The sequence below is a fragment of the Brevundimonas sp. ZS04 genome (assembly GCF_001956865.1).
GTDB lineage: Bacteria > Pseudomonadota > Alphaproteobacteria > Caulobacterales > Caulobacteraceae > Brevundimonas > Brevundimonas diminuta.
Genome location: NZ_MTHE01000002.1, coordinates 153,264 through 169,219, shown reverse-complemented (window position 1 = coordinate 169,219; position 15,956 = coordinate 153,264). Strand labels below are relative to the sequence as shown.

The following is a 15,956-nucleotide window of genomic DNA, read 5'->3' as shown; positions in this document are numbered from 1 at the left end:
ATGACCGCCACGGAACCCGTGACCGATACAGGCGACGACTTCGACATCGGCCGCATCGACGAGGTGATCCACGGCCGGGTGCGCCTGGGGATCATGGCCTATCTGTCCGGGGTGGAGAGCGCCGACTTCGGCGAGCTGAAGGCGCGGCTGCAGACGACGGACGGCAATCTGTCGGTGCATTTGCGCAAGCTGGAGGAGGCGGGCTTCGTCGCCGTGTCCAAGAGTTTCCAGGGCCGCAAGCCCCTGACGCGGGCCAGCATGACGGAGACGGGGCGTGACGCCTTCCTCGCCTATCTGGACGCCATGTCGGCCCTGGTGGCGGGGCGTTAGCCCAGACTGGCGCCTCCCGTCGAACAGTCTAAGAAAGGCGGTCATGAGCGACCGCCTTTCGCCGTTCGAGGCCATCGACAACTTCCGCGACTATGGCGGCTACGCCGTGGACGATCGCCTGCTGGCGCGCGGGCGCCTCTACCGCGCGGCGCATCAGGCGCGGGCGACGCAGGCGGACGTAGCGCGGTTGGAGGCGCTGGGGCTGGCGGCCGTGGTCGATCTGCGTCGGCCCAGCGAGCGGCGAGCCCAGCCCTCGCGTCGTCCGGTCGGCTGGGCCGGGAGACTGATCGAAAGCGACCATGACGACGGCGGCGAGGCGCCGCACCTGACCTTTCTGAAGACCGCCGACCTGACCGAGACGTCAGGCCGCGCCTTCATGACCGAAACCTATCGCCGCCTGCCGTTCGAGGCGGCCCATGTCGACCTGTTCGGGCGCTACTTCCGCCTGCTGGCCGAGGTCGAGGGGCCGGTGCTGATCCACTGCGCGGCGGGCAAGGACCGAACCGGCCTTCTGGCGGCCCTGACCCACAGACTGCTGGGCGTGGCCCACGACGACCTGATGGCGGACTATCTGGCGACCAATCAGGCCGTGGATATGGACGGTCGGGCCGATGAGGTCGCGCGCAAGCTGACCGCCATGACCGGCCGCACGGCGTCGCACGGGGCGGTGGTCGCCTTTCTGGGCGTCGAGGCGGCCTATCTGGACGAGGCCTTCGGCGCCATGCGCGCGCACAGCGGCTCGGTCGACGCCTATCTGGAGCGCGTTCTGGGCGTGGATGCGTCGCTGGCCGACCGCATCCAGGCGCGGTTGACGCCGTGAGCGGCTTATCTGTTCGCCATGTCGAGACGCGCCCGTGGCGCGATCCCCTGGCGGCGGCGGCGGGGGTGAATCGTCGCGCGGGCGCCCTCGCCCTGCTGGCCGGGGCGGGCGACGCGCGGGCGCACGGCGGACGCTGGTCCTTCGTGGCCTGTGAACCGGATCAGACGTTTGTCGGTCGTGCGGACGATGGGGCGCTGTTCCAGCGCCTGCGTGAGCCCGCCTATGCAGACGGCGGGGTCGTCGGGCTGATGAGCTATGACGCCGGGGCGCGGCCTGCAACCGGCGAGCGTGGGGGCGACTGGCCGGACCTGATGCTGGCGCGCTATCCGGCCCTGCTGGCCTTCGACCACCAAGACCGACAGGTGCGGGCGATCGGGCGCGGGGTGGACATCGATGCGGCGCGCCTTGAGGCGCAGCGCGCGGCGGCCTGGCTAGAGACGGCGGCCTCGACGGACACGCCCGCGCCGCCGAGTGACGGCGTGATCGAGGAAGGTTCGGGCGCGGCCTATGAGGCGGCGGTGGCCGACGTGGTCGCCCGCATCGGCGCCGGGGAGCTGTTCCAGGCCAATATCGCGCGCGCCTGGACCGGGCGGCTGCAGCCGGAGCGCGATCCGTTCGAGGTGTTCCTGCGGCTGTCGGCGGGGCGGGGCGCGGCCTATGGCGCCTTCTGGCGGCTGGGCGAGCGGGCGTTGGTGTCCAACTCGCCGGAACTGTTCCTGACCTTCGACGGCGACAGCGGTCGTATCGAGACCCGGCCGATCAAGGGCACCCGCGCGCGCCACCCCGACCCGGCGCGCGACGCGGCCCTGGCGGCGGAGCTGGTCGCCAGCGCCAAGGACCGGGCCGAGAACCTGATGATCGTCGATCTGATGCGCAACGACGTGGCGCGGGCGGCGCGGCCCGGTTCGGTTCAGGTCGAGCGCCTGTTCGCGCTGGAGAGCCATCCGACGGTGCATCATCTGGTCTCGACGGTGAGCGCCCAGGCGGCGCAGGGCGTCGGCCCCGCCGAGGTCATGGAGGCCGCCTTCCCGCCCGGCTCCATCACCGGCGCGCCCAAGCATCAGGCCATGAAGGTGATCGCGGGCCACGAGCCGCCGCGCGGGCCGTGGTGCGGCTCTCTGTTTGGCTGGGGGCTAGGCGACGAGGCGCGGCTGACGGCCTCGGTCCTGATCCGCACGGCGGCGTTCGAGCGTCGTGCGGACGGCTGGCGCTGGCGCGCCCTGGCCGGGGCGGGGATCGTCGCCGACAGTGATCCCCGCGCCGAACGGCTGGAGACCGAGGCCAAGTTCCGCGCCTTGAAGGAGGCCCTGGTCGGCGTCGATTAGCAGTCGGTGCAGGCGATCCGATCCGTCGTCCGCGGCCGCAGATAGTAGTTCCGCTGAAAGGCGATGCCGCCCGGAATCATCTGGCCGAAGGCGGACGCATAGCCGTAGTTCGTCTCGCCCAGAATCACAGTCTGGCCGTCGGTGATCAGGTCCGGCGGGAGGTCGGCGACGGGGGATCCCCGGCCGCGGGCCGGTAGGATGTCGGCACCCTTGGCGTCCTTGGCGCTCTTGGCGCGGCTCCATTCGACCGTGGCGACGCCGCGCGTATCCACGGTGACGCTTGAGACGCGGATCGACAGGGTCTCGGCGGAGAAGGGCCGCATGATCATGTCGCCGATCGCGAAGACGCCTTTCAGATCCTCGACATTGGTGCCGCCGGACTGGGCCACCAGATCCGCGACCATGGAGGCGACGTGGCTGGCGCGGCGCTCAGCCATATAGCCCTGGGAGAATTCGATCAGGCCGAAGTAGATGGTGATCATCACGGGCGCGATCAGGGCGAACTCGACCGCCGAGACCCCGCGCCGGTCCCGCAACAGGCGGCGCAGCGGCCGGATGTTCGCGGCGCGCCTCATTGGTAGGGCTCATTGCGGAAGGCCAGGGTGGTGGTCAGCATCACGCGATGATCGGTGGTGCGCGACACGGCCTGGGCGATAAAGGGTGTGACGATGGGCTGTTCGTACCAGACGCGCACCAGCACCCGATCGCCGGGATCACCCGGCATATAGGTCAGGACGCTGGGATCGAAGACGCCTGTTTTCAGCGGGTCGGCGTCCGGCGGGGTCGAGAAACCGTCGACTACGCGGATGTCGATGAAGGCGCGGCTGGGGCAGTCGGCGGCGAAGACGCTCATCTTGGCGCACAGGCGCTCTTTGATGTCTCCAATCTCCAATTGCTGTTCCTGAGCCAGACCGGTGCGGATCTGGCGTCCAGCGTCGGAGACGGCCGTTTCGACCAGGGCGTCGACCAGCAGCATCAGACCGATCTCCAATATGCCGAACAGCAGGATGAAGAAAGGGAAGGCCACGAGGGCGAACTCCACGGCGGTGGAGCCCTCGCGACGACGCCGACGATGCATCAGGCCCAGCCCTCGGCGCATGGGATCAGGGGGCCGTGGACGGGCGGGCGGCGACGGGCGCGCAGCGGGCTCCGCAAGCGACTTCCACCGCTTCGCCGCCGCGCCAGACGCGCACCGAGCCGGTTTCGCCGGGGCTGACGGCCACCTGGCGTTGGAACAGGGGGCGGCCCAGGGCGTCGACGGCGATGATCTCGGTCAGGCCGTAGCTCTTGCCGGTGATGAACAGGGTGCGGGCGTCGGTCACGGCGACGTCGGCGATGCGCGGATTGGCCACGATCACCGACCCAGCTGGAGCGCGAAGCCGCACTTGCGTCGCCTGGTCCAGCTTGACGTCGAGCGGGCGCTCTTGCGCGAGGGCGGGCATGGCGAGCGCGAGCGTCGCGGTCAGGCCGGCGAGAAGAGAAGCTGGGCGCATGGCGGGGCCTCCGTGAGGATCAGAACAGGCGCGCGCGAGCGCCGTACGCGAACCTGACCGGCAAAGGTCAAGAAACCCTGAAATTCTCCGCTTGGGCCGAACTCAGCCATGAAATCTAGTAAACGAGAAAGTAACCATCAATATTGCGCAGCGGCGCCGAGATTTTACTCGCTCTTAAGGGGCGGCGGCGCATTGTCTCCATGCAAACGGGGGTCAAGCGGGCAAAACCGACGACCCTGATAGTGGGTCATCTGCTCGTTACTGAAAGAAGGAAGACACAATATGCGTAACTTCATCACGCGCTTCGCCAAAGACGAATCCGGCGCCACGGCCATCGAATACGGCCTGATCGCTGCTCTGATCGCGGTTGTCATCATCGGCGCCGTCGCCGCCCTGGGCACTCAGCTCAAAGGCACCTTTGAGAAGGTGAAGGACGACATGGCGAGCCCGCCGACGGGCGGCTGATACGCTCAAGAACGATGAAGACGGCCGGAGCGGATCGCTCCGGCCGTTTTTACTTTTGGCTGAAGTTTGCTGCCGATCAAGAAACTACGTCTTAAGTTCTCGGGTGTATCGTTTGGGCATGAGCGTCATATTCTCTGCTGTTGTGGTGATCTTGCCCGTTCTGGCGGTCATTGCGGCCCTCCATGATCTGACCACCATGAAGATCCCGAACTGGATCTCGGCGGTGTTGATCGTCGCCTTTTTCCCAGCGGCGTTCGCCCTGGGGTTGCCGCTCGGCGTGGTGGGCGCTTCGGTCGGTCTGGCGATCGCTATGCTCGTCGTCGGCATGGGCATGTTCGCGGCGAACTGGATCGGCGGCGGCGACGCCAAGCTGTTGGCCGCCTCCATGCTGTGGATGGGCGTCTCGGGCGGCGTGCCGTTTGTTCTTTATACAGCGTTGGTCGGCGGCGGCTTCTGTCTGCTGCTGATGACGGCGCGCAGCCATCTGCCCTTTTTCGCCCAGACCGGCCCAGGCTGGGTCATGCGCTTGATGCAGCCCAAGGGCGACATTCCCTATGGGGTCGCCATCGCCATCGGCGCCCTGTTGGCCTATCCGTCCAGCCCGCTGATTACGGCTTACATCGCCGGCTGATGACGTCGTTCGTCAAGGGCGGCCCAGCTTAGGGGCGCGTTAACCATGACGAGCCATTATCCCTGACAGGCAGGGGGCGGATCATCCGGGTTCGCGCGATCGCGTCTGCCGGAGACACTGGATGAAACCCGCCAAGATCGCCGTCATCTGTATTGCAGCCCTCGCGGCCATCGGTCTGGCGCTGGTCGTGCGCGCCATGGGCTCGTCGGGACAGCCGACGGCGACCGCCACCGCCGCCGTCGAGACGGGGCCCATGGCCAAGGTGCTGGTCGCGGCGCGCGACCTGGAGCCGGGCCGTCGTCTGGTCGATGCGGATCTGAGCTGGAAAGACTGGCCGGCCGACGAACTCAATCCCCTTTTCATCACCGACGGTCCGCCGCCGCCGTCCAAGGCCGAGGGCGCCGCCGCCGAGAACGCGGCCGTCGAGGGCGCGGGCGACGCCAAAAGCACAACGGTGGACAAGGCCATGAAGGCCGTCGCCGAACTGAACACGCCGGGGGCCAAGTCCGACTACATCGGCGCCGTGGTGCGCGAACCTATTCTGGCCGGAGAGCCTCTGGTGGCGCGCAAGATCGTGCGCGCCGGGGACAGCGGCTACATGGCCGCCTATCTGGAGCCGGGCATGCGGGCCATGGCGATCCGCGTGACGGTCGAGACGGCGGCGGGCGGCTTCATCCTGCCTGGCGACCGTGTGGACGTCCTGCTGACGCGCGAGGTCAAGGGCTCGGGCGACGACGGCGGGACCAAATATTCAGCCGCCACGGTGATGCGCAACGTCAAGGTTCTGGCCATCGACCAGAGCACCCGCGCCGCCGAGGACGAGCAGGCGGTCGTCGGCGCCACCGCGACGCTGGAGCTGACGGGCCGCGACGCCGAAGTCCTGGCCCTGGCCAAGTCCGAGGGCGAACTGTCGCTGGTGTTGCGCTCCTATGCCGATACGGCCGGACCGTCGGGCCATGTGCCGGGGGCGGTGCGCGGCCGCGCGACGAGCGGCGGAGGCTCGGTCGTGCGCGTCTATCGCGAAGGCCAGGCCGAGACGGTGGCGGTGCCATGAAGACGGGACTATCGGGCATGAATCGTTTCGCTTTCGCCGCCTGCGCCGCCCTGATCGCGCTGGGCGGCTCTGCGGCGTCGGACGGCGCTCGCGCCCAGACGCGCGCCGCCATCACCGCAGGCTCGGCCCCGCAGATGGTCAACCTGCCGCGCGGAACCTCCTTCGCCGTCGACCTGCCGGCCGATGCGCGCGACGTCATCATCTCCAACCCGACCGTGGCCGAAGCCATGCTGCATTCGCCGCGCCGGATCACCATGATCGGCCTGGCGGGCGGCGAGACGGACGCCGTCTTCCTGGATGCGAGCGGACGCACCATCCTGGCGCTGCGAGTGCGCGTGGACGCGGGCGTCAGCGCGCTTCAGGACACCCTGGCGCGTGTGGCGCCGGGCTCGAACGTGCGCGCCGAGGCGGTCAACGACAGCATCATTCTGACCGGCGTGGCGGCCAGCCCGCTGGAGGCCGAACGCGCCGCCCAGGTGGCCCGCGCCTTCGTCAGCGCGCCAGAAAAGGTCATGAACATGATCGCCGTCGCCGGATCGGATCAGGTGACGCTGAAGGTGCGCGTGGTCGAGGTGCAGCGCAACGCCATCAAGCAGCTCGGATTCGACACCCAGGCGGTGATCGGCCGTGTCGGCGACACTCAATGGCTGTTGGGCAACAGCGCCACCTGGGGCGTGAACGGCTCATTCCTGGGCGGTCTGGCCGGCGGGATCGCGCGCGACACCACCAAGAATTTCCAGATGCAGGTGCCCTGTGTCGGCCCCGGCTGGCCCGAGGGCGCCATGTGTCCGGTCACGGTTGACGGCAGCACCGGCGACCCCTCCAACTGGGACACCGCCAAGCCCGGCACCGGCCCCGGCTCGGATGGGCTGAACAAGGGCGAGGCCATGCTCAAGGCCTTCGAGCGCGTCGGTCTGGTGCGGACGCTGGCCGAGCCCAATCTGACGTCGGTCAATGGCGAGGCGGCCAGCTTCCTGGCCGGGGGCGAGTTCCCCGTGCCCGCCGGGCGCGACCGCGAAGGCCAGATTACAGTCGAGTACAAGCCCTACGGCGTGGGCCTGTCGTTCCGGCCGGTGGTTCTGTCGGAAGGGCGCATCAGCCTGCAGGTCAAGGTCGAGGTGTCGGAGCTGACGCCTAACGGCGGTCTGACCATCGGCGCGGGCACGCCGTCCTCGATCACCCTGCCGGGCCTGACGGTGCGGCGCAGCGAGAACACCATTGAACTGCCCTCGGGCGGGTCGATGATGATCGCCGGCTTGCTGCAGGAATCGACGCGTCAGGCGATCGACGCCCTGCCGGGCATGACCAATCTGCCGGTGCTGGGCCAGCTGTTCCGCTCGCGCGACTATGTGATGGGCGAGACCGAACTGGTGGTCATCGTCGAACCCTACATCGTCAACCCGACCTCGCCGGATCGGATGCAGACGCCCGCTGACGGCCTGCGCATCGCCCAGGACGCCCAGACCATCTTCTTCGGCCAGTTGAACCAGGTCTACGGCTCGCCCGCTCCGGCGGCGCAGCCGGGCGCCGGATGGCGCGGCCCTGTCGGCTATGTGATCGAGTGAGCGCCATGATCCGCACCGCCTCCATCTCCGCCGCCGTTCTGAGCCTGAGCCTGGCGTTGTCGGCCTGCGTCGGCGGCCCGGCCGGCCTGGGCGGGGAGCCGCCGCTGACCCCCACCTCGCGCTTCAGCCTGCAGGTCGAGCCAGGCCTGGACCGCATCGCCCTGGCCGTGCACGAGACGGGCCTGTCGGCCAATCAGAGCGCGGCGCTGGACGCCCTGGTCGGGCGCTTCGCCATGGAAGGCGCGCCGGTCCTGGTGATCGAGGCCCCGGCGGGCGGGGATCCCGTGGCGGCCCAGGCGGCCTGGAACGTCAAGGCGGCGTTCGAGGCGGCGGGCGTGCCCGGCGAGCGCATTCAACTGGTCGGCTACGCCGCACCGGACCCCAGGGCGCCGGTGCTGGTCGGCTTCGAAACGGTGCGCGCGGTGGTGCCTCAGTGCGGAACCCAGTGGGGCAATCTGGGCCGCACCGGCGACAATCAGTCGGCTTCCAACTTCGGCTGCGCCGTCACCGCCAATCTGGCCGCCCAGATCGCCGATCCGCGCGACATCGTCGCCCCGCGCGCCATGATCCCGGCCGATTCCGGTCGTCGCTCGGTGGTGTTCGACGCCTATCGTAAGGGCGAACAGACCTCCGCCCAGCGCGAGACCCTGTTGTCGCAGACCAAGATTTCACAGGCTGTGCAATGACGACGGCGCCCAAGCCCTTTCCTTCTCAGGATTTCGACGCCCTGGACGGCTTCGATCTCGATGACGAGTTCATGGATCTGCATCCGACCGGCGCCGGGACGCCCGCGCCTTCGGCCTCGGGACAGGCGGCGGACGCCTTCGATCCGGTCGGGCGGATGCGGACCGAAACCGAGGCGGCGATGAATAGGTCGACGCCTTCCGCCGCCGTCGCGCCGCCCGTGATGGCCGCCATGCCCGCGGTCGAGACGTCGACGGCGCTGACGATGGGCGGGCCGGCCTCGGTCGAGGTGTCGATCCCGCGCATCGGGGTGCACATCTTCGCCGAGCGCCAGGACACGGCCGCCGCCGCCGAGCGCGCGGGCCAGGACCGCCGCATGGCCCGCGCCACAACCCAGATCCGCCTCGGCGGCGTCCAGGCGGCGATCGAGGCCTATCAGGCCGAGCCGACGCCGCCCCTGATCATCGTCGAGAGCCTGAAGGCGCCGCAGGATCTGCTGGTCGAGATCGATCAGTTGGCCCAGGTCTGCGACGCGGGCACCAAGGTCGTCATCATCGGCGCGACCAACGACATCCTGCTGTTCCGCGAGCTGATGCGGCGGGGCGTCAGCGAATATCTGGTGGCGCCGGTGCAGCCGCTGCAGTTGATCGCGGCCATCGGGGGCCTGTTCGCCGATCCGGCCCAGCCCTTCGTCGGCCGGACCATCGCGTTCGTCGGCGCGCGCGGCGGGGCGGGCGCCTCGGCCGTGGCGCACAACACCGCCTATGCGATGAGCGAACGGATCGGCGTCAACACCGTCATCGTCGACTATGATCTGCCGTTCGGCACGGCGGGGCTGGACTTCAACCAGGATCCCCTGAACGGGGTGGCCGACGCCCTGAACCAGCCGGATCGCCTGGACCCCACCCTGCTGGACCGGATGATGGTCCGCTGCACCGACAAGCTGAGCCTGTTCGCCGCGCCCGCGACGCTGGAGACCGACTGGGACATCGGCGCCGAGGCCTTTGAGGAAGTCACCACCCGCATCCGGGCGACCGCGCCCTTCGTGGTGCTGGACCTGCCGCACCTGTGGTCGGGCTGGATGCGCCGGGCGCTGATCGCGGCCGACGAGGTGGTGGTGGTGGCGACGCCGGACCTGGCCTCGCTGCGCAACGCCAAGAACATGATCGACCTGATCAAGCAGGGGCGCCCCAACGACGCCCCGCCGCGCCTGGTGCTGAACCAGGTGGGCATACCGGGGCGGCCCGAGATTCCGGCCAAGGATTTCGGCGCGGCCCTGGGCGTCCATCCCAGCCTCAGCATTCCCTTCGACGCCAAGGTGTTCGGCGCGGCCGCCAACAACGGCCAGATGATCGTCGACGCCGCCGCCAAGACCAAGGCGGCCGAGGCCTTCGAGACCCTGGCCCAGATCGTCTCGCGCCGAGAGCTGCCGGCCGCGACGACGCGCGCGCCGGGCCGCGCCAAGCCGGCCGCCAAGGGCGGCGGCTCGCTGCTCGGCTCCCTGTTCAGCAAGAAGTCCTGAGGCCGTGTTCGGCAAGCGGACAGCACAGCCGGGTCTGGCTCCCGCCGCGCCCCGCCCCGCGCCGGCCCCCGCGCCGGAGGCGCCGGCGCGCCGCGCGCCCGAGCCGGTGGACGGTTTCTCGGCCGAAGACCTTGATCCTCTGACGCCGCCGCCCGTCGCCGCCGCGCCGCGCAGCGATCGGCTGGACGCCCTGGACGGATTGCTCGGCCGCAAGCCCGAGCCTGCGTCGAGCGCCCCTTCGAGTGCGGGGCCTCGCGCCACGCCGGGCCTGGAGCAGCTGAAAAAGGCCCAGGCCGTCGCCGAGATCGTGCGCGAGCAGAGCGACTATTATCACGCGACGAAGACCACCATCTTCAACGCCCTAATGAACACCATCGACCTGGCCCAGCTGGCGCAGCTGGATCAGAAGGCGGCGTCCGAGGAGATCCGCGACATCGTCGCCGAACTGGTGGCGATCAAGAACGTCTCCATGTCGGTGGCCGAGCAGGAGCACCTGGTTCAGGACATCCTGAACGACGTGCTGGGCTATGGGCCGCTGGAGCCGCTGCTGGCGCGCGACGACATCGCCGACATCATGGTCAACGGCGCCGGTCGGGTCTTCATCGAGGTCGGCGGCAAGGTTCAGCTGACCAATGTCCGCTTCCGCGACAACGGCCAGCTGATGAACATCTGTCAGCGGATCGTGTCCCAGGTCGGCCGCCGCGTCGACGAGGCCAGCCCCATCTGCGACGCCCGCCTGCCCGACGGCAGCCGGGTCAACGTCATCGCCCCGCCCCTGGCCATCGACGGCCCGACGCTGACGATCCGCAAGTTCAAGAAGGACAAGCTGACAATGCGCAATCTGGTGGAGTACGCCTCCATCAGTCCCGAGGGCGCGCGCGTCCTGGGCGTCATCGGCGCATCGCGATGCAATCTGGTCATCTCGGGCGGTACGGGCTCGGGCAAGACGACCCTGCTCAACACCCTGACGGCCTTCATCGACCCGACCGAGCGCGTCATCACCTGCGAGGACGCCGCCGAACTGCAGCTGCAGCAGCCGCACGTCGTGCGTCTGGAGACCCGGCCGCCGAACCTGGAGGGCCAGGGCCAGATCACCATGCGCGACCTGGTGAAGAACTGTCTGCGCATGCGCCCCGAACGCATCATCGTCGGCGAGGTCCGCGGACCCGAGGCCTTCGACCTGCTGCAGGCTATGAACACCGGCCACGATGGCTCGATGGGGACGCTGCACGCCAACTCCCCGCGCGAAGCCATCAGCCGGATGGAATCGATGATCACCATGGGCGGCTACGGCCTGCCGTCCAAGACGATCCGCGAGATGATCGTCGGCTCGATCGACGTCATCGTCCAGGCCGCGCGCCTGCGCGACGGCTCGCGCCGCATCACCCACATCACCGAGGTGGTGGGGCTGGAGGGCGACGTCATCGTCACCCAGGATCTGTTCGTTTACGACATCACCGGCGAGGACGCGAACGGCAAGATCACCGGCCGCCACCGTTCGACCGGCATCGCGCGCCCGCGCTTCTGGGATCGCGCCCGCTATTATGGGCTGGAGCGGGAACTGGCCGAAGCCCTGGACGCGGCGGAGTAGGGACGATGCTGCTTTCCATCCTGGCGGCGGTCCTGGCCTTCATCACCATCGGCGGCGTCGGCTGGGTGCTGGTCGGCGGCGACGATTCCTCGAGCCAGGCGGTCAAGCGGGCCAAGACCATGGGCGGGGTGCGGGCCGAGGCGGCGGCCAGCGCCAAGCGCGCGGCTGCGGCCAATACGCCCGAGGCGCGCCGCAAGCAGATCCTGCTGCAGCTTCAGGAGGTCGATCGACGCGAGCGCAAGGCGCGCATGACCATGGGGGCCAAGCTGAAACAGGCTGGACTGAGCCTGTCGGTGCGGACTTTCGTCATCATAAGCGTGGCCGCAGGCCTGGTCGGGGCGCTGCTGGCCTTCGTCCTGGGGGCGAACATCATCATCGTCCTGGGCGTCGGCGTGGCGGCGGGTCTGGGTCTTCCGCGCTGGATCATCGGCATGAAGGCCAAGGCGCGGATGAAGAAATTCTCTCTCGCCTTCGCCGATGCGATCGACATCCTGGTGCGCGGCATCAAGACCGGCCTGCCGGTCCATGACTGTTTCAAGATCATCGCTCGCGAGAGCCCCGAGCCGCTGGCCGGCGAGTTCCGCACCCTGGTCGAGGGCATGGGGGTGGGGCTGACGCTCGCTCAGGCCCTGGACAAGATGTATGAGCGCATGCCGACGCCGGAGCTGAAATTCTTCGCCATCGTCATCGCCATTCAGCAGAAGTCGGGCGGCAACCTGGCCGAGGCGTTGGGCAATCTGACTACGGTGCTGCGCGCCCGGCGGATGATGGTCGAGAAGATCAAGGCCCTGTCGTCCGAGGCCATCGCCTCGGCGGGCATCATCGCCTCCCTGCCGCCGGCGGTGATGATCCTCGTGATGCTGTCCAACCCCAGCTACATGATGCTGATGTTCACCGACATCCGCGGCCAGGTCATGCTGATGGGGGCGGCCCTGTGGATGGCGACCGGCGTCTTCGTGATGAAGCGCATGATCTCCTTCAAGTTCTGAGGCGGAGGCGACGATCGTGAACGGTTTCATGCGCTTCATCACCGACCCGCAGAACCTGCTGAGCATCGGGGTCGGCGTGGCGGTCTTCGCCAGCGTCCTGACCCTGCTGTCGTCCTTCGTCGGCGGCGGCGCGCGGCTGGACAAGCGGATGAAGGCCGTGGCCGAACGCCGCGAGGAGCTGCGTCGCCGCTCGCGCCAGGCCATGCGCGGCGGCGCGGGGAACGAAGCCTCCAGCCTGCGCCGGACCGACGACAGTTTCCGCAGTCGCGTGGTCGCGCGCCTGAACCTGATGAAGCTGCTGGAAGACCCCAAGGTCGCCGACAACATGATCCAGGCGGGTTTCCGGGGGCCCGGTCCGCTGAACACCTTCTACTTCTTCCGCTTCGCCACGCCCTTCATCCTGATGGCGCTGACGGCCTTCTATCTGTTCGTCGTGGTCAAGCCGGACCTGCCGATGATGACTCAGGTCGCCATGGTGGTGATGGCGGCGGGCGTCGGCTTCTATGCGCCGAACATCTATCTGAAGAACATGATCGACAAGCGGCGGGCCTCGATCATGGCGGCCTTCCCGGATTCGCTCGATCTGCTGTTGATCTGCGTGGAGTCCGGCATGTCGATCGAGGCGGCGATCCAGAAGGTCAGCCAGGAGGTCGGCGGCCAGTCGATCGAACTGGCCGAGGAGCTGTCGCTGCTGTCGGCCGAGCTGAGCTATTTGCCGGACCGGCGCATGGCCTATGAGGGGATGGCCAAGCGGACGCAGCATCCGGGCATCAAGGCCGTGGCTACGGCCATGACCCAGGCCGAGACCTACGGCACGCCGCTGGGCTCCGCCTTGCGCGTCATGGCCAAGGAGAACCGCGAGCTGCGCCTGTCCGCCGCCGAGAAGAAGGCCGCGGCCCTTCCGGCCAAGCTGACCGTGCCGATGATCCTGTTCTTCCTGCCGGTGCTGTTCGTCGTCATCCTGGGCCCGGCCATCATCAACATCCAGGACATGATGAAGGGCGGCTGAGGGGCTGGGACGTCTCAGCCCTCTTCGGCGGTCCGCTTCAGGGCCTCGCTGATGGCCTGATAGGCGGGGCGGATGCGGGCGCGATGCTTGTCGTGGAACAGCTCGGCGCGCAGGCCCGTGAAGACCGTGCCGTGCGACACGATGCAGGCCCCGCGCTCCAGCTCCTCGATCTCATAGTAGCGCAGGGTGCGGAACAAGAAGCCGCGGCGCTCGATCCAGACCAACTGGGCGTTGGGCTCCCATTCGCCCAGCTGCGCCTGAACCTGACGCTCGCCCAGGTCGGGCAGGCGTTCCGTCAGGCTGATCGGCGCGCCGAAGCCCAGGGCGCCTTCGACCTCGACCTCGTGCGGGTTCCAGCGGTTCCAGCCGCCGAAGTCCGTCAGCACCTCCCAGAGGCGTTCGGCCGTGGCGCGCACGCCGATGCGGTTCTCGATGCGGATCGTTTCCATGGCGCTTCCTGTGACACGGCTTTTTGCGTTTAGGAAGACGCAGAGGCGCCCGGCGTTTGTCCTTGGAGCCTTCGTCCCGCCGCGTTAAGTCCGAGCCTCAGCGCAAGGAGCCGTCATGATCACCCGCATCCAGCCCGACAGCCGCATGAGCCAGGCCGTGATCCACGGCCAGACCATCTACCTGGCCGGACAGGTCGGCGAGCCGGGCGAGGACGTCGCCGCCCAGACGCGCACCGCCCTGGCCGAGGTCGAGGCGATCTTGGCCGAGTGCGGCAGCGACAAGTCGAAGATCCTGTCGGCCCAGGTCTGGCTGGCCGACATCGCCGATTTCGAGGCGATGAACGGCGTTTGGGACGCCTGGGTCGATCCGGCGAACCCGCCCGCCCGCGCCACCTGCGAGGCCAAGCTGGCGACGCCCGACTACCTGGTCGAGGTCATCGTCGTGGCGGCGCGCTGACATGGCGCGCGTCATCTCGAACCAGAGCGAGCTGGAGCGGTTCAAGGCGACCCGCGTCACCGCCCTTTACCGCCTCGACCTGATCGAGAAGGGGGCGCAGCTGACCTATGACGACGGCGCTCCGGTCGACATGGCGTCCGAGGCGCAGCGGCTGAAGGATCAGGTCGCCGACATGGACCGCCGCATCGCGCGGCTGGAAGCGGCGGGCGAGGCGTGAGCCTGGCCAGCGTCCGGGCCTTCTTCGCGGAGCGGGCGCCGGACATCGCGGTCATCGAACTGGACGTCAGCACGGCCACCGTGGCCGAAGCCGCCGCGGCCCACGGCGTCGAACCCGGCCAGATCGCCAAGACCCTGTCGCTGCAGGCGGGCGACCGCACCGTCCTTCTGGTCACGGCGGGCGATGCGCGGCTGGACAACGCCAAGGCCAAGGCGGCCTTCGGCGGCAAGGTGAAAATGCTGGACCTCGCCGAGGTCGAAGGCGTGACCGGCCATCCGGTCGGCGGCGTCTGCCCCTTCGGCCTGGCGACGTCCTTGCCGGTCTATTGCGATGTCTCGCTGAAGGCCTGGGACGTGGTGATCCCGGCGGCGGGAGACATCCACGCGGCCGTCCGCATCAGCCCCGACCGGATGCTCGAACTGACGGGCGCCGCGTGGGTCGACGCCTGCCGCTAGGTCGAGGCGAGCGGCGACGCGTCCAACAGGGCGGCGATGCGCGCCAGCTTGTCCGGGTTGCGGGTGATGAAGACTTCGACGATCCGCCCCTGAGCGATGTTCAGCGCCGTGGTTTGTAGAATCCGCCCGCGTTCCAGGCTGACATAGCCGGGCAGGCCGTCGATCCAGAGCGGCCGGACCATTTCAGAGCCCTCGTGACCGTATTTGCGATGTAGCCCGGCATAGAGGCGCAGCAGTTTCGGCGCGCCGTGGATGGCGTTGTGGAAGGCGATGACCTTGCCGCCGCCGTCCGATCTCAGCGTCGCCTCGTCCGCCAGAAGGGCGCCGAGAGCGGCGGTGTCGCCGGTTTTCGCCGCCTCGAAGAAGGCGCGGGCGAGACGCTCGCCCTCCTCGGGTTCGACGGCGTAGCGGGGGCGGGCGGCCTGGATATGGCGACGTGCGCGGCTGGCCAGCTGCCGGACGGAAACAGGGTCGCGCTCAAGGGTCGTCGCCACCTCGTCAAAGCCGACATCGAAGACGTCGTGCAGCAGAAAGGCCGCGCGCTCCAGCGGCGACAGACGCTCCATCGCCGTCATCAGCGACAGGGTCAGGTCATCGGCGAATTCCTCGACGCCTGACGCAGGCTCGGTGATCAGGGGCTCGGGCAGCCAGGCGCCGACATAGGTCTCGCGCTGCATCCGGGCGGACTTCAGCCGGTCCAGCGCCAGGCGGGTCGCGGTGCGCGTCAGCCAGGCGCCGGGTTCGCGGATTTCGGCCGGGTCGATGCGGCTCCACCGCAGCCAGGCGTCCTGCGCCACGTCCTCGGCCTCGGCCAGGGAGCCGAGCATGCGATAGGCCAGGCGCGTCAGTCGCGGCCGATGCGTCTCGAAGGTCTCGGTGACGGGATCAGGCCGCGACATG

The 15,956-nt window shown here is 68.8% G+C and carries 20 protein-coding genes; 15 read left to right on the top strand and 5 right to left on the bottom strand.

Features of this window, described 5'->3' with window-relative positions:
- The 3 genes from BJP32_RS03960 to BJP32_RS03950 all read left to right on the top strand — a co-directional run bounded on the left by BJP32_RS03960 (position 1) and on the right by BJP32_RS03950 (position 2,475).
- The gene (locus BJP32_RS03960) at positions 1–330 is read left to right on the top strand and encodes a transcriptional regulator (RefSeq protein ID WP_076223006.1); all 330 of its coding nucleotides are present in this window, start codon (positions 1–3) and stop codon (positions 328–330) included.
- A 43-nt stretch (positions 331–373) separates the two neighbouring features.
- Positions 374–1,150 carry a tyrosine-protein phosphatase gene (locus BJP32_RS03955; RefSeq protein ID WP_076223004.1) on the top strand — a complete coding sequence of 259 codons (777 nt, stop codon included), beginning with the start codon at positions 374–376 and terminating at the stop codon, positions 1,148–1,150.
- Between the two features lie 248 nt (positions 1,151–1,398).
- Positions 1,399–2,475 carry an anthranilate synthase component I family protein gene (locus tag BJP32_RS03950; protein ID WP_083673880.1) on the top strand — a complete coding sequence of 359 codons (1,077 nt, stop codon included), beginning with the start codon at positions 1,399–1,401 and terminating at the stop codon, positions 2,473–2,475.
- Here BJP32_RS03950 and BJP32_RS03945 read toward each other — a convergent pair.
- Genes BJP32_RS03945 through BJP32_RS03935 form a run of 3 tightly spaced genes read right to left on the bottom strand, consistent with a single transcriptional unit; the run spans position 2,472 to position 3,968 of the window.
- Positions 2,472–3,050, bottom strand: a complete 579-nt coding sequence (locus BJP32_RS03945; RefSeq protein ID WP_046652532.1) for a TadE/TadG family type IV pilus assembly protein — start codon at positions 3,048–3,050, stop codon at positions 2,472–2,474. The two genes, BJP32_RS03950 and BJP32_RS03945, sit on opposite strands and share 4 nt — an antisense overlap.
- Positions 3,047–3,574: a TadE/TadG family type IV pilus assembly protein gene (locus BJP32_RS03940; RefSeq protein WP_046652531.1), complete on the bottom strand. Its 528-nt coding sequence runs from the start codon at positions 3,572–3,574 to the stop codon at positions 3,047–3,049. Before BJP32_RS03940 ends, BJP32_RS03945 begins: the two co-directional genes overlap by 4 nt.
- Before the next feature lie 4 nt (positions 3,575–3,578).
- Positions 3,579–3,968, bottom strand: coding sequence for a pilus assembly protein N-terminal domain-containing protein (locus BJP32_RS03935; RefSeq protein WP_046652530.1), 390 nt, complete (start codon positions 3,966–3,968; stop codon positions 3,579–3,581).
- A gap of 282 nt (positions 3,969–4,250) precedes the next feature.
- Between BJP32_RS03935 and BJP32_RS03930 the strand changes: the two genes are divergently transcribed.
- The 9 genes from BJP32_RS03930 (at position 4,251) to BJP32_RS03890 (ending at position 13,478) form a co-directional block, all read left to right on the top strand.
- Positions 4,251–4,433, top strand: coding sequence for a Flp family type IVb pilin (locus BJP32_RS03930; protein ID WP_046652529.1), 183 nt, complete (start codon positions 4,251–4,253; stop codon positions 4,431–4,433).
- A 118-nt stretch (positions 4,434–4,551) separates the two neighbouring features.
- Entirely contained in the window at positions 4,552–5,064 is a 513-nt protein-coding gene (locus BJP32_RS03925) for a prepilin peptidase (RefSeq protein WP_046652528.1), read from the top strand.
- Between the two features lie 121 nt (positions 5,065–5,185).
- The gene (gene cpaB / locus BJP32_RS03920; RefSeq protein WP_076223000.1) at positions 5,186–6,118 is read left to right on the top strand and encodes a Flp pilus assembly protein CpaB; all 933 of its coding nucleotides are present in this window, start codon (positions 5,186–5,188) and stop codon (positions 6,116–6,118) included.
- Positions 6,119–6,135: 17 nt separating this feature from the next.
- Entirely contained in the window at positions 6,136–7,683 is a 1,548-nt protein-coding gene (locus BJP32_RS03915) for a type II and III secretion system protein family protein (protein ID WP_233126704.1), read from the top strand.
- Between the two features lie 5 nt (positions 7,684–7,688).
- Complete coding sequence (locus tag BJP32_RS03910) at positions 7,689–8,369, top strand: CpaD family pilus assembly protein (RefSeq protein WP_076222998.1); 681 nt, start codon at positions 7,689–7,691, stop codon at positions 8,367–8,369.
- Complete coding sequence (locus BJP32_RS03905; RefSeq protein WP_076222997.1) at positions 8,366–9,889, top strand: AAA family ATPase; 1,524 nt, start codon at positions 8,366–8,368, stop codon at positions 9,887–9,889. Before BJP32_RS03910 ends, BJP32_RS03905 begins: the two co-directional genes overlap by 4 nt.
- A gap of 4 nt (positions 9,890–9,893) precedes the next feature.
- Positions 9,894–11,480 (top strand): CpaF family protein, encoded by a 1,587-nt coding sequence (locus BJP32_RS03900; protein WP_076222996.1) that lies wholly within the window; start codon positions 9,894–9,896, stop codon positions 11,478–11,480.
- Positions 11,481–11,485: 5 nt separating this feature from the next.
- Entirely contained in the window at positions 11,486–12,469 is a 984-nt protein-coding gene (locus BJP32_RS03895) for a type II secretion system F family protein (protein ID WP_143255417.1), read from the top strand.
- 16 nt (positions 12,470–12,485) lie between these two features.
- Positions 12,486–13,478 carry a type II secretion system F family protein gene (locus BJP32_RS03890; RefSeq protein ID WP_003166360.1) on the top strand — a complete coding sequence of 331 codons (993 nt, stop codon included), beginning with the start codon at positions 12,486–12,488 and terminating at the stop codon, positions 13,476–13,478.
- A gap of 14 nt (positions 13,479–13,492) precedes the next feature.
- Here BJP32_RS03890 and BJP32_RS03885 read toward each other — a convergent pair whose 3' ends face one another.
- On the bottom strand, positions 13,493–13,927 hold the full coding sequence (locus tag BJP32_RS03885; protein ID WP_046652523.1) for an SRPBCC domain-containing protein: 435 nt from the start codon (positions 13,925–13,927) through the stop codon (positions 13,493–13,495).
- A 115-nt stretch (positions 13,928–14,042) separates the two neighbouring features.
- Here BJP32_RS03885 and BJP32_RS03880 point away from each other — a divergent pair, with 115 nt between their 5' ends.
- From BJP32_RS03880 to BJP32_RS03870, 3 genes are read left to right on the top strand one after another with little or no spacing between them, the layout of a single operon-like run.
- Complete coding sequence (locus tag BJP32_RS03880; RefSeq protein WP_003166358.1) at positions 14,043–14,384, top strand: RidA family protein; 342 nt, start codon at positions 14,043–14,045, stop codon at positions 14,382–14,384.
- Between the two features lies 1 nt (position 14,385).
- Positions 14,386–14,601: a hypothetical protein gene (locus BJP32_RS03875; RefSeq protein WP_046652522.1), complete on the top strand. Its 216-nt coding sequence runs from the start codon at positions 14,386–14,388 to the stop codon at positions 14,599–14,601.
- Complete coding sequence (locus tag BJP32_RS03870; protein WP_046652521.1) at positions 14,598–15,056, top strand: YbaK/EbsC family protein; 459 nt, start codon at positions 14,598–14,600, stop codon at positions 15,054–15,056. The genes BJP32_RS03875 and BJP32_RS03870 overlap by 4 nt, the downstream gene beginning before the upstream one ends.
- Here the strand turns inward: BJP32_RS03870 and BJP32_RS03865 are convergent.
- Complete coding sequence (locus BJP32_RS03865; RefSeq protein WP_076222994.1) at positions 15,053–15,955, bottom strand: sigma-70 family RNA polymerase sigma factor; 903 nt, start codon at positions 15,953–15,955, stop codon at positions 15,053–15,055. The two genes, BJP32_RS03870 and BJP32_RS03865, sit on opposite strands and share 4 nt — an antisense overlap.
- Position 15,956 lies beyond the last annotated feature (1 nt).